Source organism: Achromobacter sp. T5-5 (assembly GCF_055397965.1).
Window position 1 is genome coordinate 4,809,883 of the sequence record NZ_AP027919.1, and the last position, 22,636, is coordinate 4,832,518.

Sequence of the window (22,636 nt, forward strand, 5' to 3'; positions counted from 1 at the left end):
GGGCGGCGCTGGCAGATACTGACGGCCATCTTCACTGCCGGCCATTGCCATGCCCCCCGCCCATCCCCTGGACGCCGTCACCCACCCCGACCCCTATCCCTACTACGTCGCGCTGGCGCGCGACCGGCCGCTCTATCGGGACGGGGCGCTGGACCTGTGGGTCGCGGCGCATCCCGATAGCATCACCGCCATTCTGCGGCACCCCGCCGCCCGCGTGCGCCCCCTGGCGGAGCCGGTGCCGCGCGGTTTGTGCCCAGGGCCGGCGGCAGATCTGTTCGGCCGATTCGTCCGCATGAACGACAGCGCGGCGCATGCGCGATTGAAGGTGTTGCTGGCGGCATTCATCCAGCAGCAGCAACGACAAGGCGAGGATGAGCACGCCCCGCCTGCGTGGCTACCCGCCGCGCCGCGCGATGCCGCCGGCATCGACCGCTACCTGTATGCCGCGCCTGTCCACGCGCAGGCCGCCTTGCTCGGCCTTGCGCCGTCCCTGCATGCCGATTGCGCGCACGACATCGTCATGTTCCTGGGCGCGGTGCACGCCAGTGCCAAAGCCAATACAAATGCAGGTACCCGTGCGGAAGCGGACGCGGCACGCATCGTCGCCGGCCAGGCCGCCGCCGCGCGCCTGCAGGCTCGCCTGGAAGCCCACTTGTCCGGACCGCTGGCCTCGCCCGCGCTGCGCAAGCTGGGCGCAGACGCGGCGCACGCCGGCATCGCGCCTGGCATGGTGGCCGCCAACCTCGCCGGCCTGCTGTTCCAATCCTGCGAGGCGGGCGCGGGGCTGCTGGGCAACGCGCTCGTCATGGCGGGACGCCGCGGCCCGCAAGCCCCGGCCACCCGCAGGCACGCCCTTGCCCTGATCGACGAGGTGTTACGCCGCGATCCGCCCCTGCACAACACCCGGCGTTTCATGGCCGAGCCCGTCGAGATCGACGGGCAGCGCATCGAGGCCGGCCAGACCGCCCTGCTCGTGCTCGCGGCCGCGGCCATGGCCGAACCGGACGCGGGCTGGATCTTCGGCGCGCAGCGCCATGCCTGCCCGGGCGCAGTGCCGGCCAGAAACCATGCCGCCGACGCGCTCCTGCACGTGCTGGGCGCGGGCGTGGATGCGGCCGCGCTGGCGGCGCGATTCCGCTATCGCCCCTTGCCCAACGCGCGCATCCCCCAGTTCGATTTTCAAGAGGAGACCCATCCATGATCGCCGTGATTTTCGAGGTCGAGCCCGCCCATGGCGACCCCGCCCCTTATCTGGACATCGCTGCCAGCCTGATCGACGAATTGCGCACCATCGACGGCTTCATTTCCGTCGAACGCTTCCAGAGCCTGTCCGCGCCCGGCAAGCTGCTGTCGCTATCGTTCTGGCGCGATGAGGCGGCGGTGCTGCGCTGGCGTTCGCTGGAATCGCACCGCCGTGCGCAGGAGGCCGGCCGCGGCGGCGTGTTCCAGAACTACCGCCTGCGCGTCGCGCAGGTGTTGCGCGACTACGGCATGAACGAACGCGACCAGGCACCCGCCGACAGCCGCGCCCATCACGGCTGACGGCGGCTCAGGCCGCGATGGTCTCGGCCATCGCTTCGCCCGCCGCGAGCGCCACCCGGTGGGACTGGCCGGACGCAGCCACGGCCGCCATCCGGGGCGCGGCCGCCGCGTCGGATGAGGGATCGAAGTACGCCGAATCGTCCCGTTCCTGGCCGGCGGGCAGGTCGCGCAGTTCCACCCGGAAGCCCTCGGCGGCGCTCCCGCGCAGCTCGGGCACCGCCTGCAGCAGCCGGCGCGTATACGGATGCGCCGGATGATCGAACACGTCGTCGCGCGTTCCCTGTTCGACGATATGGCCGCGCAGCATGACCACCACGCGATCCGCGATCTGCTCGACCACACCGAGGTCGTGCGAAATCAGCAGGCACGCGAACCCGTGCGAACGCTGCAGCGACATCAGCGTCTCCAGCACCTGCTTCTGCACCGTGACGTCCAGCGCGGACACCGGCTCATCCGCGATGATGACCTCGGGGCGCATGACCAGCGCCCGCGCGATCGCCACGCGCTGGCGCTGCCCGCCCGAGAGTTCGTGCGCATAGCGCCCGGCATAGCCGTCGCCCAGGCCCACGTCGCGCAGCGCCTCGGCCACGCGCCTGTCCCGTTCCGCCGTCGTCATGCCCGCCTCGAGCCGCAGTCCTTCGCCCACCAGCGCGCCGATGTTCATGCGCGGGTCCAGCGACGAATACGGGTCCTGGAACACCATCTGGACGCGCCGCCGCGCGGAACGCCAGGCGGCGCCGGCCCCGCCCGGCGGCAGGGCCTGCCCGTCCAGTGCGATGCTGCCCTGCGCCTGCGGCACGAGGCCCAGGATGGACATCATCACGGTCGTCTTGCCGCTGCCGGACTCGCCCACGATCGCCAGGGTCTCGCCGGGCGCGACTGCAAAGCTGGCGTGGTGCACCGCCCTGACGGCGCGCTTGCCGCGCCATCCCGCGCGCACCGCGTAGTCGATCGCCAGCTTGTTCACCTGCAGGATCGGCGGCCGGACAACCGGCGCGCGCGCCTCGCCGCGCTTGGGCAACGCATCCAGCAGGCTGAGAGTGTAGGGATCGGCGGGACGCGACAGCACCTGCGCCACCTCGCCGGTTTCCACGGCGCGGCCCCGGCACATCACCAGCACTCGCTGCGTGTAGGCCGCCACCAGCGCCAGGTTGTGGCTAATGAAGATCAACGCCGTGCCCTGCTCGCGGGTCAGTTCGCACATCAGGTCCAGCACTTCCTTTTGCACTACGCAGTCCAGCGCCGTCGTCGGTTCGTCGGCGATCAGCAGCCGGGGCTTGAGCAGCATCACTCCAGCAAGCAGGATCCGCTGCCGCATGCCGCCCGAGAACTCGTGCGGATAGCGCGTCATGCAATCGCGCGCATCGCGCACCCGCACGCGCTCGAGCATCTGGACGGCCGCATCCCAGGCGGCTCGGCGCGCCATGCCCCGGCGCAGCACCAGCGCTTCGATCAGTTGCTCGCCCACCCGGAAGGCCGGATTGAGCGACACCATGGGCTCCTGAAACACCATGCCGATACCGGTGCCGCGCACGGCCAGCCATTCGCTGGCGCTCTGCCCCAGCAGATTGCCGCCGTCAAAGAAAGCCCTGCCGCCCGTGATGCGGGCGGCGTCGGGCAGCAGGCCCAGCAGCGCCTTTCCGATCAGGGTCTTGCCGCTGCCGGATTCGCCGACGATGGACAGCGACTCGCCGGCGTGCAGGTCGAACGACACGCGGTTCACAACGGGCGCCGCATCGTCTTTGCCCGGAAAGCGGATCTCCAGGTCGCGCACTGACAACAAAGGTTCGCGCGCGCTCATGCCATCACTCCCCGCATGCGCGGATCAAGCCGGTCGCGCACCGCGTCGCCCAGCAGGTTGATGCCCAGCAGGCTCAGCGAAATCATCGCGCCGGGAAACACGGCCAGCCAGATGGCCTGGTCCATGGCGTTGCGGCTTTCGGACAGCATGCCGCCCCAGGTCGCCAGGGGCGGCGGCACGCCCAGGCCCAGGAAGCTCAGCGCGCTTTCGGCAAGCAGCGCCGAGCCGAAGATCGACGTGGCGAAGATCAGGAGCGGCGCCACGCAATTGGGCAGCACGTGGCGGAACACCGTCCACAGGCCGCCGTGGCCGGTCGCGCGCGAGGCGATGACGAAGTCGCGCTGACGCAGGGACAGCGCCGCGCCACGCGCGATGCGCGACACGGACGGCGAGTAGGCCAGGCCGAGCGCCAGCACCACGCCCCACTTCGACGGCCCCAGCACGGTCATGATGCCCAGCGCCAGCAGCAGGCCCGGAAACGCCATCATGGATTCGACCAGCACCGAAATGCCGCGATCCACCCAGCCGCCGGCGTAGCCCGCCGTCACGCCGATGGTCGTACCCAAAACCAGCGCCAGCAGCACCGAGAACACGCTGACCGCCACGCTGACGCCCGCCCCGGCCATCAGGCGGGACAACACGTCGCGGCCGAACTCGTCCGTGCCCAGCCAGTATTCGGCCGAAGGCGGCGAAAAGCGAGCCAGCAGGTCGCCCTCCAGCGGATCGTGAGGCGTGTAGACCAGCCCCACCAGCGCCAGCAGCACCACGGCGCCGACCAGAAAGCCGCCCAGGACGGCATTGGTATGCTTGAAACCCGACATGATGATCCTATTGAAGCTTCACGCGCGGATCGAACAGCGGATACAACAGATCCACCACCAGATTGACCGCCACGTACAAGAGCGCGATGAACAGCAGGCAGCCCTGCACCACCGGATAGTCCCGCGCATAGATGCTTTCGACGAGCAGCCGTCCGATGCCGGGCAGCGTGAAAACGGTTTCGATCACGGCCGCGCCCGACAGCAGATGGCCCAGCATCAGGCCGATCACGGTCAGCGTGGGGCCGAAGGAATTCGGCAGCACGTGGCGCAGCATCACCCGTTTTTCAGGCAGTCCTTTCGCCCGGGCGTGCGCCACGTACTCCAGCCGCAGCGTCTCGATGGTGCTGGCTCGCATCATGCGGGTGATCGCCGCGATCTCGGTCAGCACGATGGCGAACACCGGCAGCACCAGGTACTTCGCCGCGCCCAGGCCACCCTGCAGGACCGACTCGAATCCATAGACGGGCAGCCAGTTCAGCTTCACGCCGAACAGCCAGATCAGCAGGATGCCCACCCAGAAACTGGGCATGGAGACGAACAGGATGGACGTCGACACGATGGCCGTATCGGCGCTCCGGTTCTGGCGCCACGCGGCGACCATGCCCGCAGGAACGGCAACCAGGCAGGCCAGCAGCGTGGCCGTCAGCACGACCTGCGCCGTGACCGCGAAATGCGTCAGCACCAGATGCGTGACCGGCTCGCGCCGGGCGATGGACATGCCCAGGTCGCCCTGCAGCGCATGACCGACCCAGATGATGAACTGCTCGCCCACCGGACGGTCCAGACCCAGCGCATGGCGCATCTCGGCCAGCAGCGCGGGGTTGTCGATGTCGCCCAGCATCAGCGATGCCGGGTCTCCGGGAATGGCGCGAATCATCGCGAAGACCAGCACCGTTACGACGATGACGGTGGGCACCGCCGCCGCGGTGCGCTTGAGTAGATAGCCCAGCACGGCGCCTCAGTTCTTGGTGACGTTGAAGAAGCGCGGCTTGCGCAGCGGCCAGCCGGTGAATCCGTGCAGCTGGCTCGACACCACCACATAGCCGGGCTTGTTGTAGTACATCAGCAGCGGCGTGTCGCGCAGCATCAGCGCGTGCAGCTTGTCGAACGCCTGCTTGCGCGCGGCCGGGTCGGACTCGGCTTCGATGGATTCGAGAATGGCGGACGCTTCCGGGCTTTCCCATTGCGCCATCGGGGCCTTGGACTTGTCGCCGACCACGTCGCGGAACATCAGCGCGGGTTCGGTGCGCGCGGAATAGGCGAAGGCCATGAGCTGGAACTTGCCCTCGCGGAAATTGGTCACCTGCGTGCCCCATTCCAGCATGTCGAGTTCGGTCTTGATGCCGGCCTTGTTCAGGAGCTGCTGCGTGACGACCGCCACGCGGTACAGGTACGGATAGCGCTTGTTGGCCTGCAGCTTCAGCGTTTCGCCGCGATAGTTGGCGGCCTCGAGCAGGCGCTTGACCTCCTTCAGGTTCTTTTCATAGCCCGCGCGGTCCGCGTCCGAGTAATAGGCGCTGGCCGCCGGCACCAGGGACGGGTTGTAGGCCGCCTGACCATTGTTCAGCGCCTTGGCGATGGCGGGAAAATCCAGCGCCAGCGCGATGGCGCGGCGCATGTTCACGTCCGACAGAAGGGGCGAACGCGTCTGCATGAGCAGGTTGACGGTGTCCAGCCCCTGCTCGGTCACGATGTTCCAGCGCGGGTCCTTGGCGGGCAGGTTGTCTTCGTCGGCGTTATAGGCGTCGACCTGTCCGGCCATCAGCGCGGCCTTCTGCGCCGCGGCATCGGGAATCACTACGAAGCGCACGTTCGCCAGGGCGGCCTTCTTGCCCGCCATGCCGCTGGCCGCCTCGGTGCGCGGCGCATAGCCCGCATACGGCGTCAGCAGCACATGCTGTTCCTTCTTCCATTCCGCCAGCACATACGGGCCGGTGCCGACCGGCTTGACCCAGTTGCCGTCCGCGTCCACGCTTTTCGGGCTGAGCACCGGCATCGGGCACTGCACGCTGGCCATCTGGTCCAGGAACAGCGCATAGGGCTGATCCAGCTTGAACACGACAGTGGCCGGGTCGGGCGTTTCGACGCCAACGACCTTGGCGCCCTTGCTGCCGTCATACAGGTTCTTGCACGAATATTCCGACTTGGCGCCCGTCAGGTAGTCGTAGCTCCATTTGACGTCGGCCGATGTCATCGGCGATCCATCGTGGAAGGTCACGCCCTGGCGCAATTTGAAGGTGTAGGTGCGCTTGTCGTCCGACAGCGCCCAGCTGTCGGCCAGCATGGGCGCGACGCTCATGTCGGCGCGCAGCGCGACCAGGGCCTCGACCACGTGCGCCAGCACGTTGTCGGTGGAGGTGTTGCGCGAACGGCCGCCGGGCAGCGACGTGGGCGTGCCCGAGCCTTCCGCATAGCGGATCTCGGGCAGCGCGGCCTGGGCCTGGGTTTGGGTCAGCCCTGGCAGGCCCGTGAAGGCGCCGGCCAGGGCGGCGGATAACATCAGCGCGCGCTTGGCGCGCAAGGATTGCTCGGTCATGGAAGTTTCCCCCTGGAATCGGATCAGAACAGCCGGTACTCGGCGAAGTTGCGCCCTTCATAGGGCTTGCGCGCGATCCACATCACCCCGCTTTCGGGCTCCATCAGGGTCGTCGCCACGGTAGCGGAAATGCTGTCGAAGCTGGCCGGCTTGGGCGAACGCAGCACGCCATCGGGCGCGGCGAAGTCATCGGCAAGAATGCGCTTGACCGTGCCCCAGTCGACGCTGCCGCCCGCGCGCGCCAGCATGTCCTGAACGCGGCGCTGGCGGTAGATGGAATCCGGATTGGCTGCCAGGCCCTTGTCGAACAGCTTGGCGCGCGCGGGCGGACTGATCCAGTGGTTGGCGTGCACCAGCAGGCCGTTTTCGGGCGTGATCCAGAAGATCTCGTCGGGCGCGCATTCCAGGTCGACGGCTTCGCCCTGGGCCTGCGCCAGCATCAGGTTGTTGGAGCAGAAGCGGCGCGACGCCCAGAGCACCTTCATAGCATTGCAGATGTTGGTGGATTCCAGCATCTTGCGGCGCACCAGCACCAGCGGGACCTCGGCGGGACGCTGATAGTCCTGCTCGCAGGACAGGAAATTGCCGGACAGGGACACGCCGGCGCTGTTGAAGCCGTGGCGCGCCAGGCTGCCCGCCTCGGTGAACACCAGCAGGTCCGGACCGTCTTCGCGACGCATGCGCAGCACGATGCCGGTATCCACGCATTCTTCGCGCCAGTCCCAGTTGTGGGCGTGCATCAGCTTGCCGCCGGCGGCGGCCTCGGGCAGCACGACCAGGCCGGTGCAGCCATCGTCCAGGCCCTTGCGGGCGCGGCCCAGTTCGGCGTGGCCGAACATCATCTCGGTGCGGCAGTTGATCACCACCACGTCTTCCAGCGCCTGGCCGGCGCCGTCGGCGATGCCGCGCAACTCTTCAAGGTAGGCGGCGTCGTAGTCGCCCACCACCGGCACCATGGCGGCGGCCAGCTCCTTGAGCCGGGCGGCGCCCACGCCGCGGCGTTCCAGTTGGCCGCGGTACAGCGCGACACTGCGCGCGACGCGTTCGGGCACGGCGGCGCCATGCTGGCGACCGCGTTCGTAAGGGCTGCCCTGTACGTCGACCAGGGGAAAGGGGGTAGGCATAGTCACGCTGGCAATGCTCCAGATTCAAGCGATGGCATAAAGTCCGGCAGATTTTGTACTAATATATATAAAAGTTCAATACTAGGGTTTGCCCAGGATATCGCCGCAGCCCGCCGCGCCCGCACCGCGAACCCCGGGCTCTCCGGTACCATTCCGACTCCGCCGCCCCAATCCGCCATTCCGACGCCCGATGCCCGCCGCCGCTTCCGCCCGCCCCACCCCGCTGCAGGTCGACCTGGCGCGCCATATCGCGCAGGACATCGCGGCGGGGCGTTACGCGCCGGGCGACCACCTCTCCGAAGAGGCGCTGGGCGCGGACTACGACGTCTCGCGCACCCCCGTGCGCGGCGCCTTGCGCCTGCTTGCGGCGCAGGGGCTGATCTCGCACCGCCCCAACAGCGGCTACACCGTGGCGGACAACGCGGCCGCCGCGGCCTCCCCCATCGAAGGCGCCGGCCCCACGCTCGACGAGCTCTACCGGCGGCTCATCGACGACCGCGCCTCGCGCGGCCTGCCCGAAACCTTCACCGAACGCGACCTGCTGCAGCGCTATGAGGCGCCCCGCAGCCTGCTGGCCAAGACCCTGCTGCAGCTGTCCGCCGACGGCCTGATCGAAAAGCGCAAGGGCCACGGCTGGCAGTTCGCCCCCTCGCTTGAAAGCGCCGAGGCGCTTGCGGAGAGCTACCGGTTCCGCATGACCATCGAATGCGCGGGCCTGCTCGAACCCACCTTCCGGCTGGACAAGCCAGCGCTGGCGCGCATGCGCGCCGCACACGAGGCGCTTGTCCAGCGCGACGACGCCGCGATCTCCGCCACGGAGTTCTTCGCGCTGAATGCCTCATTCCACGAGATGCTGGCGCGCTTCTCGGGCAACCGCTACATCCTGCAGGCCGTGCAGCAGCAGAACCAGCTGCGCCGTCTGGAAGAGCATGCGGCCTTCTACCGCGACGCCCGCTTCGTCAACTCCAGCACCGAACACCTGCAGATCATCGAAGCCCTGGAGGCCGGCGACCAGGAATGGGCCTCGCAGCTCATGCGCCGCCACCTGAAGACTTCGCTGCAGGCTTCCTGATCCCCCGCCAAATGCCCGCCCGCTGCGGACGGGCAGCGCCGCCGTGCGCGCGCGCCGCGTCTGCGCACTTCCCAATATTGTATTTATCATTTATTTAATACAAAATAGACAGACCTGAACCTCACGTCTAAGCAGGATCTGTCCCATGCCCTCGCCTTCCCCCCTTTCCGCCAATCCCGAAGCCTATTGGATGCCCTTCACCGCCAACCGCCGGGCCAAGCGCGATCCGGTGCTGTTCAGCGCCGCCGAGGGCATGCACTACATCCGCCCCGACGGCCGCCGCGTGCTGGACGGAATCGCGGGCCTCTGGTGCGTGAACGCCGGCCACCGCCGGCCCGAGATCGTGCAGGCCATTTCACGCACCGCCCATGACCTCGACTACGCTTCGTCGTTCCAGATGAGCCACCCGCTGGCGTTCGAACTGGCGGACGCCCTGCGCGCGGAGGCGCCTGAAGGCTTTTCCAACGTATTCTTTTCAAACTCGGGCTCGGAGGCGGTGGACACTGCGCTGAAGATCGCGCTGGGCTACCACCGCGCGCGCGGCCAGGGCCAGCGGGTCCGGCTGATCGGACGCGAACGTTCCTATCACGGCGTGGGCTTCGGCGGCCTGTCGGTGTCCGGCATCGCAGGCCACCGCAAGCCCTTCGGCAACCTGCTGCCTTACGTGGACCACCTGCCCCACACCTACGACCGCGACCAGATGGCCTATACGCGCGGGCAGCCCGATTGGGGAGCCCATCTGGCCGACACCCTGGAGCGCATCGTCGCCCTGCATGACGCGTCGACGATCGCCGCCGTCATCGTGGAGCCGGTGGCCGGGTCCACCGGCGTGATCGTTCCGCCCAAGGGCTACCTGCAGAAGCTGCGCCAGATCTGCGACGCGCACGGCATCCTGCTGATATTCGACGAAGTGATCTGCGCCTTCGGCCGCATCGACGGCGCGTTTGCCTCGTCGTACTTCGGCGTCAAGCCGGACATCATCACCAGCGCCAAGGGCCTGACGAACGGCGCCATCCCGATGGGTGCGACGCTGGTGCAGAAGCACGTCTACGATGCGTTCATGCAAGGACCGGAAAGCGCCATCGAGTTCTCTCACGGATACACCTATTCCGGGCACCCGGTGGCCTGCGCCGCAGGCCTGGCAACACTGGAACTCTGCAAACGCGACGGCCTTTTCCAGCGCAGCCGCGAACTGTGGAACTACTGGGAAGACGCGGCGCACAGCCTGAAGGGCCTGCCGAACGTGATCGACATCCGCAACATCGGCCTGCTGGCGGCCATCGAACTGGCGCCACAGGAGGACAAGCCCGGCCAGCGCGCCTATGCGGTGCATACCGCCTGCCTGGAGCGCGGTTGCCTGATCCGGTCGGCGGGCGACACGATGCTGCTGTCACCCCCGCTCATCATCGAGCGCGCCCAGATCGACCAGTTGTTCTCGGTGCTGGCGGACGTGCTGCACGCCAGCGCCTGACGACACCCCCGCCTACGCCAGCAGGCGGCCCACCGTCTCCACCACCCGCCGCACATCCGCAGCCGACACGTCCAGGTGCGTCACCAGGCGTGTCGGACCGCCGTAGACCGCGCGCATCAGGATGCCTTCCGTGGCCAGCGCGGCAGTCAGCGCGTCGCAGCGCGACGGCTCGAACTCCGCAAAGACCATGTTGGTGTCCTGGCTCAGCACCTTCACGCCGGCGATGCCGCGCAGCCCCTCGGCCAATTGCCGCGCGTTGTCGTGGTCCTGGGCCAGCCGGTCCACGTTGTGCTCCAGCGCATACAGACAGGCGGCGGCCAGCACGCCGGACTGGCGCAGGCCGCCGCCCAGCATCTTGCGCCAGCGGCGGGCGCGCGCGATCAGTTCTTCGCTTCCGACCAGCACCGATCCCACCGGCGCGCCCAGGCCCTTCGAAAAGCAGATCGACACCGAGTCGAACGGCTGGCACAAATCCGCCACGGGCTTGCCGCTGGCCACTGCCGCATTGAACACGCGGGCGCCGTCCAGGTGCGTCGAAAGGCCCTGCTCTCGCGCCCAGGACGTCGCGGCCTGGATGTAGGCGGCCGGAATCAGCTTGCCGTGGAAGGTGTTCTCCAGCGCCAGCAGGCGCGTGCGCGCAAAGTGCGGATCGCCGGCGGGCTTGAGCGCCGCGGCCAGCTTTTCCAGCGGCAGGGAACCGTCCGGCGCATGCTCGATGGGCTGCGGCTGGATACTGCCCAGCACCGCCGCCCCGCCGCCTTCGTATTTATAGGTGTGCGCAAGCTGGCCCACGAGGTATTCGTCGCCCCGTTCGCAATGCGCCATCAGAGCCGCCAGGTTGCTCTGCGTGCCCGACGGAAAGAACAGGCCAGCTGCCTTGCCGGTGCGTTCGGCCAGCGCCTTCTGCAGGCGGATCACGGTGGGGTCGTCGCCCATCACGTCGTCGCCCAGCGGGGCGCTGGCCATCGCCTGCAACATGCCGGCGCCGGGCCGGGTGACGGTATCGCTACGCAGATCGATCATGAAAATATTCCAGGTAGAGGGAAAGTCGGATGTCGGCCGGATCAGTCGGCGCGCGCCGCAGGCGCTGCGCGGCTCACGACAAAGATGCCAGCCAGGATCAGCGCCATGCCGCCCAGCTCGACGGGCGTGGGCCGTTCGGACAGGATCGCCCACGCCAGCAGCATGGCGACCACGGGCACGCCCAGGCTGGACAGGCCGGCGATGGATGCGGGCACCCGGCGCACGACCTGCAGCCACAGCAGCCAGCCCGCCGCGGTCGCGATCAGCACAATGTAGGTCATGCCGGTCCAAAGCTGCCAGCCCCATTGGGCGGTCATCTGCGGCACCAGGTAGGCCACCGGCACCATGACCAGGCCGCCGAACAGCATCTGCCACGCGGTGAAGGTCATCACGTCGGGCGCGTGTCGGTCGAACATGCGCTTGGACAGCACCGTTCCCACGCCCCAGCACAGGCCGCTGCCCAGGCCCAGCAGCACGGTACGGATGTCGCCAAGTCCGTTCCAGGGCTCGACGAAACAGACGAGGCCAATGGCGGCCAACGCGATGCCGGCCGCGTGCCGGGCGGTGGGCCGTTCGCCCAGCAGCCACCAGGCAAACAGGACCACCCAGAAGGGCATGGTGTAAGCCATGAGCGACACCTTGCCCACCCCGCCCGACACCAGCGCCGTCTGCACGAAGCCCTGGAAGCCGGCGGTCTGCGTCAGGCCGATCAGCAGGGTCAGCTTCCACGGCGGCATCGACAGCGGCCGATGCGTGACAAACGCCAGCAGGAAGAGCACCAGGCTGCCTGTCACGTAGCGCAGCGCCACGAAATCGAATGGCCCGATGTACGGCACGATCAGCTTCATCGCGATCCAGCTTCCCGCCCAGACCAGGATGGTGCTGAACATCAGGGCAAGCCCTGCGCGATCGAAACTGCTGCTCACGGGTGCGGCTCCGTAGGAAGAAATCGGGGATCAGGAATCGGGGATCAGGAAAGACTACGCCCGTGCCGCATCATGCCGGCACGGGCGTAGACATTATGCGCCTGTCGCGCTGCAGCGGCCGGAGGAATCCGGCCGGCTGCGATCACAGCGGCTTGGAGAGCTGCTCCAGGATGGCGGGATTTTCAAGCGTGGACACGTCCTGCGTGATCTCTTCGCCCTTGGCGACCACGCGCAGCAGGCGGCGCATGATCTTGCCCGAACGGGTCTTGGGCAGGTTGTCGCCAAAGCGGATGTCCTTGGGCTTGGCGATGGGGCCGATCTCGCGGGCCACCCAGTCGCGCAACTGCTTGGCAATGGCCTGGGCCTCTTCGCCTTCCGGACGCGAACGCTTGAGCACCACGAAGGCCACGACGGCTTCGCCGGTGGTGTCGTCGGGACGCCCCACCACCGCGGCCTCGGCCACCATTTCGTGCGCGACCAGCGCGGATTCGACTTCCATCGTGCCCAGGCGATGGCCCGAGACGTTCAGGACGTCGTCGATGCGGCCCATGATCCAGAAATAGCCGTCCGCGTCGCGCTGCGCGCCGTCGCCCGCCAGGTAGTAACCGCGCAGTTCCGGCGGGAAATAGCTTTTCTTGAAGCGCTCCGGGTCGCCCCAGATGTTGCGGATCATGGCGGGCCACGGGCGCTTGATGACCAGGAATCCGCCGTTGCCCTTTTCGACGTCGCCGCCGGTTTCATCGACGATGGCAGCAGCGATGCCCGGCAGGGGCAGCGTGCACGAGCCCGGCTTGGTGGGCGTGGCGCCGGGCAGCGGCGTGATCATGTGCCCGCCGGTTTCGGTTTGCCACCACGTGTCCACGATGGGGCAGCGCTCGCGGCCGACGTTCTTGTGATACCAGATCCAGGCTTCGGGATTGATGGGCTCGCCCACCGTGCCGATGATGCGCAGGGAGTCCAGGTCGTAGTTCTGCGGATGCGATTGCGGCGTGGCCTCGGCCGCCTTGATCAGCGAGCGGATCGCCGTGGGCGCCGTGTAGAACGTGGTGACCTTGTGGCGCGCGATCATGTCCCAGAAACGGCCGGCGTTCGGGTAGGTGGGCACGCCTTCGAAGACGATCTGCGTCAGGCCCGCGGCGAGCGGACCGTAGGTGATGTACGTGTGGCCCGTGACCCAGCCCACGTCGGCCGTGCACCAGTAGACGTCGTCCTTGCGCGCATCGAAGGTCCATTTGACGGTCAGCAGCGCCCACAGCAGATAGCCCGCGGACGAGTGCTGCACGCCCTTGGGCTTGCCGGTGGAACCGGACGTGTACAGGATGAACAGCGGATGCTCGGCGTTGACCGGGACCGGTTCGCAGGTGTCGGGCTGACCGGCTTCGACGTCGTGCATCCAGAGGTCGCGGCTGTCGTTCCATTGCACCTTGCCGCCCGTGCGGCGGTACACGACGACCTTGGTGACGGCCTCGCAGCCGCCCATGGCGATGGCTTCTTCCACGGCGGGCTTGAGCGGAATGGTCTTGCCGCCGCGCACCTGTTCATCGGCGGTGATGACGAGCGATGCGCCCACGTCGACGATACGCTCCTGCAGGCTTTTGGCCGAGAAGCCGCCGAACACCACCGAGTGCGTCACGCCCAGGCGCGCGCAGGCCTGCATGGCCACGACGGCTTCGATGGACATGGGCATGTAGATGATGGCGCGGTCGCCCTTCTTGTAGCCCAGCGCGGCCAGTCCGTTGGCGAAGCGGCACACGCGCGCCAGCAGTTCGCGGTAGGTGACCTTGTCGACCTTGCCATCGTCGGATTCGAAGATGATGGCGGTCTTGTCGGCGTTGCCGTTGGTCAGGTGCACGTCCAGGCAGTTGGCCGAGACGTTCAGCTCGCCGTCGCCGAACCAGCGGTAGAACGGCGCATCGGATTCGTCCAGGACCTGGGTGAAGGGCTTGGTCCATTGCAGGTTGTCGCGCGCCTGCCCCGCCCAGAATCCGTCGAAGTCGTTCTCGACCTGCGCGCACAGCGCGTTGTAGGCGTCCATGCTGGGAATCGCGGCGCCCTGCGCGGCGCGCTCGGGCGGCGGAAACACGCGGTTTTCCACCAGTACGGACTGAATAGCGTTCGACATGATCTTGTCTCCAATAGGTGATTCTGTTGTTTATGCTGCTTTTTTATTACCCATCTGCAACCGTATCGCCGCGCTCTTACGGGCACCTTACGCAAAATGCGGGCCGGAGCCCGCGGCGTGGCGCGTCGCGGCGGCGCCGGACCAGGGCAGGAAGACGCCATGAGGCATCCGCCAGGCAGCATGCACAAGCCTGCGCCGCGCCGCCGCGTTGCCGACCCACAGGTCGGTTCAGCCGCGACGCAAGGCAGCCCATAAGGATAGCAGCCGCCGCAGCCTGGGCGAATACCGCATTCAGGCGGTCCGGCGCGCCAGGCCGCGATGCATGTCCACGCGCGACAATAGGACCAGTCCTCCGACGAAGAACAGCCCCGTCACGAGGATGGCCAGGCGATGATTGCCGTGCGTGGCCCAGGTGACCAGCCCGTAGGTCAACGGGCCGATCACCGCGGCAAGCTGCACCGCAAAGGTCCACAGCGAATAGAACTCGGCCAGCCGGCCCGCGGGGGCAAGCGCCCCGGTCATCGCGCGGCCCGCGCTCTGCGTGGTGCCCATGCACAACCCGGCCAGCGCGGCGGCGATCCAGAACACCGGCGCCGTCACGGCCGCGTAGGCCACCAGCACCATCACGATCCACCCGACCAGCGTGATGGCCAGCGCCGGCTTGTGGCCGATGCGGTCCTGCACGTAGCCGAACGAAAACGCCCCCGCCGCCGCGCCGATGTTCACCGTGAACACCAGCAGCATGATCTGCGGCGTGGTGAAGCCCATGACTTCCGACGCATACACCGCGGCCAACGTGATGACGACGGAGATACCGGCCTGGTAACACGCGATGCACATCAGCAGGCGCCGGAATTCCGGAAAGTGCAGGCCGGTCTCACGCCAGGCAAACGCCAGCCGCCTGAGCATGTGCAGCGCGGCCGGACTGCCGGACTTCGGTTTGGCGCGTTCGCGCAGCAGGAAGAACGAGGGCAACGCGGCCAGGGCGAACACCGTCGCGGTAACCACGATGACCCACGGCACGAAGTGTTCGGCCGTCGCGCCGCGCGCCTCGGCCAGCGTCACCACGACGAGCGACAGGCCCAGCGTGAGCATGCCGCCGCAATAGCCGAAGCTCCAGCCCCAACCCGAAACGCGCCCCAGCGCCTGCGGCTTGGCGAGCTCGGGCAGAAAGGCCGCGACCACGGACTCGCCCACGCAATAGCAGTAGTTCGACACGACGATGGCCGCGAGCGCCAGCCACACGTCTCCCGGCCCGGCCTGTGTGAGCACCAGCGTGGCCGCCACGCAGCCGGTCGTGCTGGTGTAGAGCAGCCGGCGCTTGCTGGCCCGCGCATCCGCGCGTGCGCCCAGCGTGGGCATCGTCAGCATGATGAGCAGGTAGGACAGCGACAGCGCCGCGGTCCATGCCAGCGTGGCCCACGGGGCGCGCCCGCCGACCACGCCGACGAAATAGGTGCTGAAGACCGCCGTGAGGATCACGGTGGTGTAGCCGGAATTCGCGAAGTCGTACATGGCCCAGGCCCAGACTTCGCGCCGGGTCACACCCGGGTTCAGCGGACTGTCGTCCGCCGCCCGGGAGTCCTGCGCGGAAACGCCGGCCGGCGTTTCCGGCGGCAGCGCCTGGCTCATAGGCCCAGCGCGGCGATGCCTGCTTGCGCGATCTGCACGTCCTCGGTCGACTTCACGCCCGAGACGCCCACCGCGCCGACGACCTGGCCATCGGCCACGACCGGCACGCCGCCCTCGAGCATGCCTTCGATCAGCGGCGCCGACAGGAACGAGTAGCGGCCGTTGTTGATGAGCTCTTCATAGACGCGCGACTCGCGGCGGCCCAGCGCGGCCGTCTTGGCCTTGGCGGGCGCGATGTGCGACGAGATGGGAGCCGCGTCGTCCAGGCGCAGCATGCCCAGCAGATGGCCGCCATCGTCGGTCACCGCGATGGTGACGGCCCATTTGTTCTGCAAGGCGTGTGCTTCGGCCGCGGCCAGGATCTTTTTGACGTCGTCGGCGCTCAGCACGGGTTTGGTTTTCATTGCAGTGACTCCTTGATCTGTTCGAGGGCGTTGGGGTCTTCCATGGTGGTCAGGTCGCCGGGATCGCGCGACTCGCACACCGCGACGATCGCGCGGCGCAGCACCTTGCCGGAACGGGTCTTGGGCAGGGCGCCCACGAACCGGATCCTGGCCGGCCTTGCCACCGCCCCAAGCTGTTCTTCCACCAGCCGCATGATATCGCCTTCCAGCCGCTTTGCCGCTTCCGGCGTATCGGCGCCGGCGGGATTCTTCAGCACGGCGAAGGCCATGGCGACCTGCCCCTTGAGCGGATCGGCCACGCCCACCACCGCGCATTCCGCGATTCCACTGTGGCTGTTGACCGACTCCTCGATTTCGCGCGTGCCGAGCCGGTGGCCCGCCACATTGATCACGTCGTCCGTGCGGCCGAGGATGAACCAGTAGCCGTCCGCGTCCACCCGCCCCCAGTCGAAGGTGGAATACACCTGCCGATCCGGGATGGCCGTGAAATAGGTCTGCACGAAGCGCTCGTCGTCGCCCCAGATGGTGGACATCGCGCCGGGCGGCAGCGGGGGCACGATGGCGACCACGCCCTTCTGGTCGGGGCCCAGGTCTTCGCCGGTGGACTCGCTGACGATGCGAACGTCGAATCCATAGACGGGAAACGAAGGGCTGCCGAACCGGGTGGGCACCTTTTCGATGCCGGGCTGGGCCGACAGGATCGGCCAGCCGGATTCCGTCTGCCAGTAATTGTCGATGATGGGCTTGCCCAGCCCTTCCGAAATCCATTGCGCCGTCGGCTCGTCCAGCGGCTCGCCAGCCAGATAGACGGCGCGCAGCGTGGACAGGTCGTGCCGCTTGAGCAGCGCCGGATCCTGGCGCTTGAGGACGCGCACGGCCGTGGGCGCCGAAAAAAGCGTGTTCACGCCGTATTGCTCGACCAGTTTCCAGAGGATCGCGCCATCCGGGCGCACCGGCGTGCCCTCGTAGAGGATGGTTGACTGCCCGCCGATCAGCGGCCCGTAGACGATGTAGGAATGCCCCACCACCCAGCCAATGTCGCTGGTGCAGAAGTAGGTGTCGCCGGGACGGCCATCGAACAGGTATTCCATGGACGAGGCCAGCGCCACCGCATAACCGCCGGTATCGCGCTGCACGCCCTTGGGCCGGCCCGTGGTGCCGGAGGTGTACAGGATGTAGCTGGGCTCGGACGATTCAAGCCATTCAACCGGCACGCGCGCGCCGCGGTGACGTTCGCGCAAGGTGGCGTAGTCCAGGTCGCGTCCCGCCACCGGCTCGAACGGCGACAGGCCGCGGTCGAACACCACCACCGACGCGGGCGGCGATTTGGCCAGGCTCAGCGCGCGGTCCAGAAGCGGCTTGTAGGCCACGACCTTGCCGGCCCGCGACCCGCCGTCCGTGCAGACCACCACCTTGGGCGCGGCGTCGTCGATGCGCTGCGCAAGATTCACGGACGCAAAGCCGCCGAACACCACGGAGTGGACGGCGCCGATGCGCGCGCAGGCCAGCATGGTGAACACCGCTTCCGGCACCATCGGCATGTAGAGCAGGACGCGGTCGCCGCGCCCTACCCCGAGTTCCCGCAGCATCGCGGCGGCGGCGTTCACTTCTTCGTAGACGTCCTGCCGGGTGTAGACCTGCTCGCGGTCCACTTCGGTGGACACCCAGATGAGCGCGGGGCTGTCCGCCTGGGTGGGCAGCCAGCGGTCGACCGCGTTGTAGCAAAGATTGGTCCGACCGCCTACGAACCACTTGGCGAATGGCGGCCGGGAGAAATCCAGCACAGACTCGAAAGGCGTCTCCCAATGGATGCGGCTGGCTTCCTCGCGCCAGAACGCGTCACGGTCATGAACCGAGCGATAGTGGAAATCCCGGGTTCTTTGCATGGTTGTCTCCTGGTATTGTTCATACGCCTTAAGGCTGATTGATTTGTTGTCAAATCTTTTCGGTCATTCTGGTAGGCAAACCTTGCACGAGGCTTGCCGCAAGTCAAAAAATTCTTCCAGATGTCCACGCTGCATGGATATTTAGGGTCGTTACATCACGAATCGGCCTTGAAAGTTTGGTAGAATCCCCGCGAAGTTGCACATAATTGTTGAATTTGCTGACATTTCGGCCCCATCCGCGGCTAATGCGCGGGTTGTTGCCGTCTTCAGTGATTCATCCCCAGGCGAATGCATCGACACTCCATACTCGCGCGATTCAATTCAACCACTGGCCATGCAAAGCGCGGTTTGCGCATGCTCGCGTTGGTTGCGTGCGTCGCGGGTGTGGCCGGTTGTGCAAGCAATAGCCAAAAGTCAACCGCCCATTCGTCCGAGATCGATCCCTACGAGATGGAATGGGTCGCCACCGCCGATGACCCGATCGGCATGCTGGTGGTGCAAAAATTCAAGCGTGAACGCCAACGCAACCTTGCCGGTGTCTCTAGCGACAACGCCATGGTCAGCGAGGCCCTGAACCACCTGGGCATCCGCTACCGCTTCGGCGGCAGTTCCCCCGACACCGGTTTCGACTGCAGCGGCCTGGTGGCCTACTCGGCCGAACGCGGGCTGGGCCTGAAGCTGCCCCGCAATGCCGCGGAAATCGCGCGCCAAGGCGTGGCCGTCGCCAAAAATGAGCTCAAGGCCGGCGATCTCGTCTTCTTCAACACGATGGGCCGCCGCTATTCCCACGTAGGCATCTACCTGGGCGACGACCGCTTCGTGCATTCCCCCAGCGCCGGCGGCGTGGTGCGTGTCGAAAACATGACCATGGCCTACTGGAGCAAACGCTACAACGGCGCCCGCCGCCTGGACAACACCTTGATGGCGTCGGCCCGCGCGGCAAACTGACCGCCCCGCCCTTCGCCGGCATCTTCGCACGCAGCGCGCCCGGCGCGCCATCCTCCAAAAATGCAAAACGCCGCCAGACGATCCCGTCCGGCGGCGTTTTTATTTTTTCTCTTCGCGGCGTTTCAGGCCGCAGGCCGTATCGGCCTCCCCAGTTCTTCGTGAATGCGCGGCAAGACGCGTTCCGTCAATGTACCGTGCCGGCGCGCGGGCAAAGGCCGCACTGCTGCAGGGCTTGCTGCATGCTGCACACCGAGCGGCGACAAGCCACGACCCGGATGCCGCCGCGCTGCGCCGCGTTGCGGAAGGTCTTCATGACGTTGTGGCCGAGGAAATCGGTCAGCAGGATGACCAGTTGCGTGCCCGAGGGCAGTTGCAAGGTCTTCTTTTGATGCGAGGGATCACGACCGCTGATGTGGTGCGTGATCGAAATGTTGTGTCCCTTGAGCAGATCGGGAATATTGCCGAGGCGGTCGGCGCCCACTACCACTGCACTAAGTCCTGCCGTCATGATGTACCTCACTGGGTCGTTGAGCCTGGATGTAATGATAATGATTCCTATTTTTTCGTCAACTTAAATGAGATCAGTTCTTATTTAATTATTTTTATGAGATGACGCCAGGGGATAGCCGGCAGGCCTCTTGCGCTGGGCCGGGGCAAAAAAAACGCGACGTCATCGAGACGTCGCGCATGGGGCGGCGCAGGCAGCCGGGACCGCCCTACTTGGGCACGCCTTGCACCGCGTCGGTGACCACGGCCCGGGTCAGCGACGGCGCCAGCATCTCCAGGAAGGTGTAGACGTAGTCGCGCAGGAACACGCCGGCCTTCACGCCCACGCGGGTGGTGTGCGTGCCGAACAGGTGCCCCACCGGCAGACCGACCAGATTCGAATCGCGGCGCGGGTCGTAGGCGACGCCGGCGATGATGCCGATGCCCAGGCCCACGTCCACATAGGTCTTGATCACGTCGGCATCGATGGCTTCGAGCACGATGTCCGGGTGGATGCCCTGGTTGGCGAAAATCTCGTCGATCGTGCTGCGGCCGGTGAAAGCGCGGTCATAGGTGACGATGGGATATTCGGCCAGTTGCGCCAGCGACAGGCGCTTGGCCGCGCTGGAGGTCAGCTCGGCAAGCGGGTGGTCCGGACGCACGACCACGGTGTGTTCCCACGCATAGACGGGCAAGGTGGCCAGGCCCGGCGTCAGGGCCAGCGATTCGGTCGCCAGCGCCAGATCGGCCTGTTCATGCAGCACCATTTCGGCAAGCTGGGCCGGACTGCCCTCGGCCAGCGACAGGTGGACCTTCGGGAATTGCTTGCGGAACGCGGGGATCACACGCGGCAGCAGATAGCGCGCCTGGGTGTGGGTGCAGGCAATGACCAGTCCGCCTTCGTCACGGCGCGCGAATTCGTCGCTGACCTTTTTCAGGTTGTCGACCTCGCGCATGATGCGGTCGATCACCTGGGACACGGCGAGGCCGGGCTTGGTCAGCCCCTTGATGCGTTTGCCGTGCCGCTCGAAGATCTTGATGCCCAGCTCGTCTTCGAATTCGATGATGGCCTTGGACACGCCCGGCTGCGAGGTATAGAGCATCCGGGCGGCTTCGGTCAGGTTGAAGTCGCGCCGGATGGTTTCACGCACGAAACGAAATTGCTGGAGGTTCATTAATCGGCCCCTGATAGACGGGCCAATTATAAGTAATAGGAACGCCTTTCTATATGAATTATTCGTATAAGCTTAGGAGCAAGGCGTCCCTCCTTTTAGCGCATCGAGATCGTGGTGTTGACCGTCTTGGCATGCGCCGACCAGCGCGCCGTCACGGTCTTGGTCTGCGTCCAGAATTGCACCGCCTGCTTGCCGTTCGGACCCAGGTCGCCCAGCTTGGAGCCGCGCGAACCCGTGAAGCTGAACCACGCCACCGGCACCGGAATGGGCACATTGATGCCGACCTGGCCCACATCGATGTTGTTCTGGAAGTAGCGCGCCGCGCCCCCGTCCTGCGTAAACAGGGCAACGCCGTTGCCGTTGGGGTTGCGGTTGATGAACGCCACCGCGTCTTCCAGCGTCTCGACGCCGACGCAGCACAGGACCGGTCCGAAGATTTCCTCGGTGTAGATGGTCATGTCTTCGGCCACCGCATCGAACACGGTCGGACCCACGAAATTGCCCGACTCAAAGCCCGACACCTTGAGGTTTCGGCCATCGAGCAGCAGCTTGGCGCCTTCGTCCACGCCCTTCTGGATCAGGCTTTCGACGCGCTTCTTGGCGTTGGGCGACACCAGGGGCCCGAGATCGGCTTCGCGATCCGTGCCGACGTTGACCTTGAGCTTCTTGGCGCGCTCGACGAAGTCGGGCAGCCAGTTGCGGGCCTCGCCCACCAGCACGGCCACCGACGAGGCCATGCAGCGCTGGCCGGCCGCGCCGAAGGCGGCGCCCAGCAACTGGTTCAGCGCCACTTCCGGATCGGCGTCCGGCAGGATCACGCAGTGGTTCTTGGCGCCCATCATGGATTGGCAGCGCTTGCCGGCGGCGGAGGCGCGGTTGTAGATCTCGGTGCCCACGCGGGTCGAGCCGATGAACGACACCGCCTTGATGTCCGGATGTTCGCACAGGCCGTTGGCCGTCTCGGGGCCGCCGTGCACGACGTTCAGCACGCCCGGCGGCAGGCCGGCTTCCAGCGCCAGCTGGGCCAGGAACAGCGAGGACGTCGGATCCTGCTCGGACGGCTTGAGCACGAAGGTATTGCCGCAGGCCACGGCGATCGGGAACATGAAGCACGGCAGCATCACCGGGAAGTTGAACGCGGTGATGCCCGCGCACACGCCCAGCGGCTGGATCAGGGTGTAGACGTCGATGCCGGACGCGGCGTTTTCGGCGTATTCACCCAACTGCAGGTTGGCGATGGAGCACGCATGCTCGACCACTTCCAGGCCGCGGCCGACTTCGCCTTCGGCGTCGGGCAGGGTCTTGCCGTGCTCGCGGGTGATCATCTCGGCCAGCTTGCCGGTGTTGGCGCGCAGCAGCTCCTGGAACTTCAGCATGACGCGCATCCGCGCGCCCTGCCCGCTGTTGCGCCAGGTCTTGAAAGCCTCCTTGGCGTTGGAGACGGCCAGGTCCAGTTCTTCGCGCGTGGCGAAGGGCACCTTGGCGACGACCTCCTGGGTGGCGGGGTTGATCACGTCTCGCCATTCGGTGGTTTTGGACTGCACGAGCTTGCCGCCGATCAGTAGCGGGACGCGCGGGACTTCACTCATTTTGATGCTCCTCACACTGCGTAGTCGATGCGGATGGACATCCGCGTTCTTGGATCTTGCGGTGCCCCGGCGCCGCGG

General features: G+C 66.8%; 19 protein-coding genes. 5 read left to right on the forward strand and 14 right to left on the reverse strand.

Annotated features, from left to right (window positions below):
• The first annotated feature begins 49 nt into the window (after positions 1 to 49).
• Positions 50 to 1,201 carry a cytochrome P450 family protein gene (locus tag ACZ50Q_RS21830; protein ID WP_464079533.1) on the forward strand — a complete coding sequence of 384 codons (1,152 nt, stop codon included), beginning with the start codon at positions 50 to 52 and terminating at the stop codon, positions 1,199 to 1,201.
• The gene (locus ACZ50Q_RS21835) at positions 1,198 to 1,542 is read left to right on the forward strand and encodes an antibiotic biosynthesis monooxygenase family protein (RefSeq protein ID WP_464079534.1); all 345 of its coding nucleotides are present in this window, start codon (positions 1,198 to 1,200) and stop codon (positions 1,540 to 1,542) included. The genes ACZ50Q_RS21830 and ACZ50Q_RS21835 overlap by 4 nt, the downstream gene beginning before the upstream one ends.
• Before the next feature lie 7 nt (positions 1,543 to 1,549).
• Here ACZ50Q_RS21835 and ACZ50Q_RS21840 read toward each other — a convergent pair whose 3' ends face one another.
• From ACZ50Q_RS21840 to ACZ50Q_RS21860, 5 genes are read right to left on the reverse strand one after another with little or no spacing between them, the layout of a single operon-like run.
• Positions 1,550 to 3,343 carry a dipeptide ABC transporter ATP-binding protein gene (locus ACZ50Q_RS21840; protein WP_464079535.1) on the reverse strand — a complete coding sequence of 598 codons (1,794 nt, stop codon included), beginning with the start codon at positions 3,341 to 3,343 and terminating at the stop codon, positions 1,550 to 1,552.
• The gene (locus tag ACZ50Q_RS21845) at positions 3,340 to 4,164 is read right to left on the reverse strand and encodes an ABC transporter permease (RefSeq protein WP_346515893.1); all 825 of its coding nucleotides are present in this window, start codon (positions 4,162 to 4,164) and stop codon (positions 3,340 to 3,342) included. The genes ACZ50Q_RS21840 and ACZ50Q_RS21845 overlap by 4 nt, the downstream gene beginning before the upstream one ends.
• A 7-nt stretch (positions 4,165 to 4,171) precedes the next feature.
• Complete coding sequence (locus tag ACZ50Q_RS21850; RefSeq protein WP_464079536.1) at positions 4,172 to 5,116, reverse strand: ABC transporter permease; 945 nt, start codon at positions 5,114 to 5,116, stop codon at positions 4,172 to 4,174.
• 6 nt (positions 5,117 to 5,122) lie between these two features.
• Positions 5,123 to 6,700, reverse strand: coding sequence for an ABC transporter substrate-binding protein (locus ACZ50Q_RS21855; protein ID WP_464079537.1), 1,578 nt, complete (start codon positions 6,698 to 6,700; stop codon positions 5,123 to 5,125).
• Positions 6,701 to 6,723: 23 nt separating this feature from the next.
• Positions 6,724 to 7,824 carry a C45 family autoproteolytic acyltransferase/hydolase gene (locus ACZ50Q_RS21860; RefSeq protein ID WP_464082028.1) on the reverse strand — a complete coding sequence of 367 codons (1,101 nt, stop codon included), beginning with the start codon at positions 7,822 to 7,824 and terminating at the stop codon, positions 6,724 to 6,726.
• Positions 7,825 to 8,014: 190 nt separating this feature from the next.
• Between ACZ50Q_RS21860 and ACZ50Q_RS21865 the strand changes: the two genes are divergently transcribed.
• Together ACZ50Q_RS21865 and aptA are read left to right on the forward strand one after the other, a co-directional pair.
• Positions 8,015 to 8,896 (forward strand): GntR family transcriptional regulator, encoded by an 882-nt coding sequence (locus ACZ50Q_RS21865; RefSeq protein ID WP_464079538.1) that lies wholly within the window; start codon positions 8,015 to 8,017, stop codon positions 8,894 to 8,896.
• A gap of 145 nt (positions 8,897 to 9,041) precedes the next feature.
• The gene (aptA, locus tag ACZ50Q_RS21870; RefSeq protein WP_464079539.1) at positions 9,042 to 10,367 is read left to right on the forward strand and encodes an omega-aminotransferase AptA; all 1,326 of its coding nucleotides are present in this window, start codon (positions 9,042 to 9,044) and stop codon (positions 10,365 to 10,367) included.
• Positions 10,368 to 10,379: 12 nt separating this feature from the next.
• Here the strand turns inward: aptA and ltaE are convergent, their stop codons facing one another.
• From ltaE to ACZ50Q_RS21900, 6 genes are all read right to left on the reverse strand, one after another.
• Positions 10,380 to 11,390, reverse strand: a complete 1,011-nt coding sequence (ltaE, locus tag ACZ50Q_RS21875) for a low-specificity L-threonine aldolase (RefSeq protein ID WP_464079540.1) — start codon at positions 11,388 to 11,390, stop codon at positions 10,380 to 10,382.
• A gap of 41 nt (positions 11,391 to 11,431) precedes the next feature.
• Positions 11,432 to 12,280, reverse strand: coding sequence for a DMT family transporter (locus ACZ50Q_RS21880; protein ID WP_464082029.1), 849 nt, complete (start codon positions 12,278 to 12,280; stop codon positions 11,432 to 11,434).
• Between the two features lie 178 nt (positions 12,281 to 12,458).
• Positions 12,459 to 14,438, reverse strand: a complete 1,980-nt coding sequence (gene acs / locus ACZ50Q_RS21885) for an acetate--CoA ligase (RefSeq protein ID WP_076519409.1) — start codon at positions 14,436 to 14,438, stop codon at positions 12,459 to 12,461.
• Positions 14,439 to 14,729: 291 nt separating this feature from the next.
• Positions 14,730 to 16,070 carry an MFS transporter gene (locus ACZ50Q_RS21890; protein WP_464079541.1) on the reverse strand — a complete coding sequence of 447 codons (1,341 nt, stop codon included), beginning with the start codon at positions 16,068 to 16,070 and terminating at the stop codon, positions 14,730 to 14,732.
• Positions 16,067 to 16,474, reverse strand: a complete 408-nt coding sequence (locus ACZ50Q_RS21895; protein ID WP_076519407.1) for a heme-binding protein — start codon at positions 16,472 to 16,474, stop codon at positions 16,067 to 16,069. Before ACZ50Q_RS21895 ends, ACZ50Q_RS21890 begins: the two co-directional genes overlap by 4 nt.
• Complete coding sequence (locus ACZ50Q_RS21900) at positions 16,471 to 18,360, reverse strand: propionate--CoA ligase (RefSeq protein WP_076519406.1); 1,890 nt, start codon at positions 18,358 to 18,360, stop codon at positions 16,471 to 16,473. The genes ACZ50Q_RS21895 and ACZ50Q_RS21900 overlap by 4 nt, the downstream gene beginning before the upstream one ends.
• Positions 18,361 to 18,648: 288 nt before the next feature.
• On the opposite strand from ACZ50Q_RS21900, the gene ACZ50Q_RS21905 reads away from it, so the two are divergent.
• On the forward strand, positions 18,649 to 19,308 hold the full coding sequence (locus ACZ50Q_RS21905) for a C40 family peptidase (protein WP_464079542.1): 660 nt from the start codon (positions 18,649 to 18,651) through the stop codon (positions 19,306 to 19,308).
• Positions 19,309 to 19,492: 184 nt separating this feature from the next.
• Here the strand turns inward: ACZ50Q_RS21905 and ACZ50Q_RS21910 are convergent, their stop codons facing one another.
• The 3 genes from ACZ50Q_RS21910 to ACZ50Q_RS21920 form a co-directional block, all read right to left on the reverse strand.
• Positions 19,493 to 19,816, reverse strand: coding sequence for a DUF2325 domain-containing protein (locus ACZ50Q_RS21910; RefSeq protein WP_035212827.1), 324 nt, complete (start codon positions 19,814 to 19,816; stop codon positions 19,493 to 19,495).
• Positions 19,817 to 20,024: 208 nt separating this feature from the next.
• Positions 20,025 to 20,969: a CysB family HTH-type transcriptional regulator gene (locus ACZ50Q_RS21915; RefSeq protein WP_076519404.1), complete on the reverse strand. Its 945-nt coding sequence runs from the start codon at positions 20,967 to 20,969 to the stop codon at positions 20,025 to 20,027.
• 95 nt (positions 20,970 to 21,064) lie between these two features.
• Positions 21,065 to 22,558: a CoA-acylating methylmalonate-semialdehyde dehydrogenase gene (locus tag ACZ50Q_RS21920; RefSeq protein ID WP_076519403.1), complete on the reverse strand. Its 1,494-nt coding sequence runs from the start codon at positions 22,556 to 22,558 to the stop codon at positions 21,065 to 21,067.
• Between the last annotated feature and the right edge of the window lie 78 nt (positions 22,559 to 22,636).

Coding starts and splice junctions, on each gene's coding strand:
- ltaE (WP_464079540.1), bottom strand. CDS start 11,390: ATGATCGATCTGCGTAGCGATACCGTCACCCGGCCCGGCGCCGGCATG.
- acs (WP_076519409.1), bottom strand. CDS start 14,438: ATGTCGAACGCTATTCAGTCCGTACTGGTGGAAAACCGCGTGTTTCCG.
- ACZ50Q_RS21855 (WP_464079537.1), bottom strand. CDS start 6,700: ATGACCGAGCAATCCTTGCGCGCCAAGCGCGCGCTGATGTTATCCGCC.
- ACZ50Q_RS21920 (WP_076519403.1), bottom strand. CDS start 22,558: ATGAGTGAAGTCCCGCGCGTCCCGCTACTGATCGGCGGCAAGCTCGTG.
- ACZ50Q_RS21900 (WP_076519406.1), bottom strand. CDS start 18,360: ATGCAAAGAACCCGGGATTTCCACTATCGCTCGGTTCATGACCGTGAC.
- ACZ50Q_RS21910 (WP_035212827.1), bottom strand. CDS start 19,816: ATGACGGCAGGACTTAGTGCAGTGGTAGTGGGCGCCGACCGCCTCGGC.
- ACZ50Q_RS21880 (WP_464082029.1), bottom strand. CDS start 12,280: ATGTTCAGCACCATCCTGGTCTGGGCGGGAAGCTGGATCGCGATGAAG.
- ACZ50Q_RS21830 (WP_464079533.1), top strand. CDS start 50: ATGCCCCCCGCCCATCCCCTGGACGCCGTCACCCACCCCGACCCCTAT.
- ACZ50Q_RS21845 (WP_346515893.1), bottom strand. CDS start 4,164: ATGTCGGGTTTCAAGCATACCAATGCCGTCCTGGGCGGCTTTCTGGTC.
- aptA (WP_464079539.1), top strand. CDS start 9,042: ATGCCCTCGCCTTCCCCCCTTTCCGCCAATCCCGAAGCCTATTGGATG.
- ACZ50Q_RS21865 (WP_464079538.1), top strand. CDS start 8,015: ATGCCCGCCGCCGCTTCCGCCCGCCCCACCCCGCTGCAGGTCGACCTG.
- ACZ50Q_RS21915 (WP_076519404.1), bottom strand. CDS start 20,969: ATGAACCTCCAGCAATTTCGTTTCGTGCGTGAAACCATCCGGCGCGAC.
- ACZ50Q_RS21860 (WP_464082028.1), bottom strand. CDS start 7,824: ATGCCTACCCCCTTTCCCCTGGTCGACGTACAGGGCAGCCCTTACGAA.
- ACZ50Q_RS21840 (WP_464079535.1), bottom strand. CDS start 3,343: ATGAGCGCGCGCGAACCTTTGTTGTCAGTGCGCGACCTGGAGATCCGC.
- ACZ50Q_RS21895 (WP_076519407.1), bottom strand. CDS start 16,474: ATGAAAACCAAACCCGTGCTGAGCGCCGACGACGTCAAAAAGATCCTG.
- ACZ50Q_RS21835 (WP_464079534.1), top strand. CDS start 1,198: ATGATCGCCGTGATTTTCGAGGTCGAGCCCGCCCATGGCGACCCCGCC.
- ACZ50Q_RS21905 (WP_464079542.1), top strand. CDS start 18,649: ATGCATCGACACTCCATACTCGCGCGATTCAATTCAACCACTGGCCAT.
- ACZ50Q_RS21890 (WP_464079541.1), bottom strand. CDS start 16,070: ATGAGCCAGGCGCTGCCGCCGGAAACGCCGGCCGGCGTTTCCGCGCAG.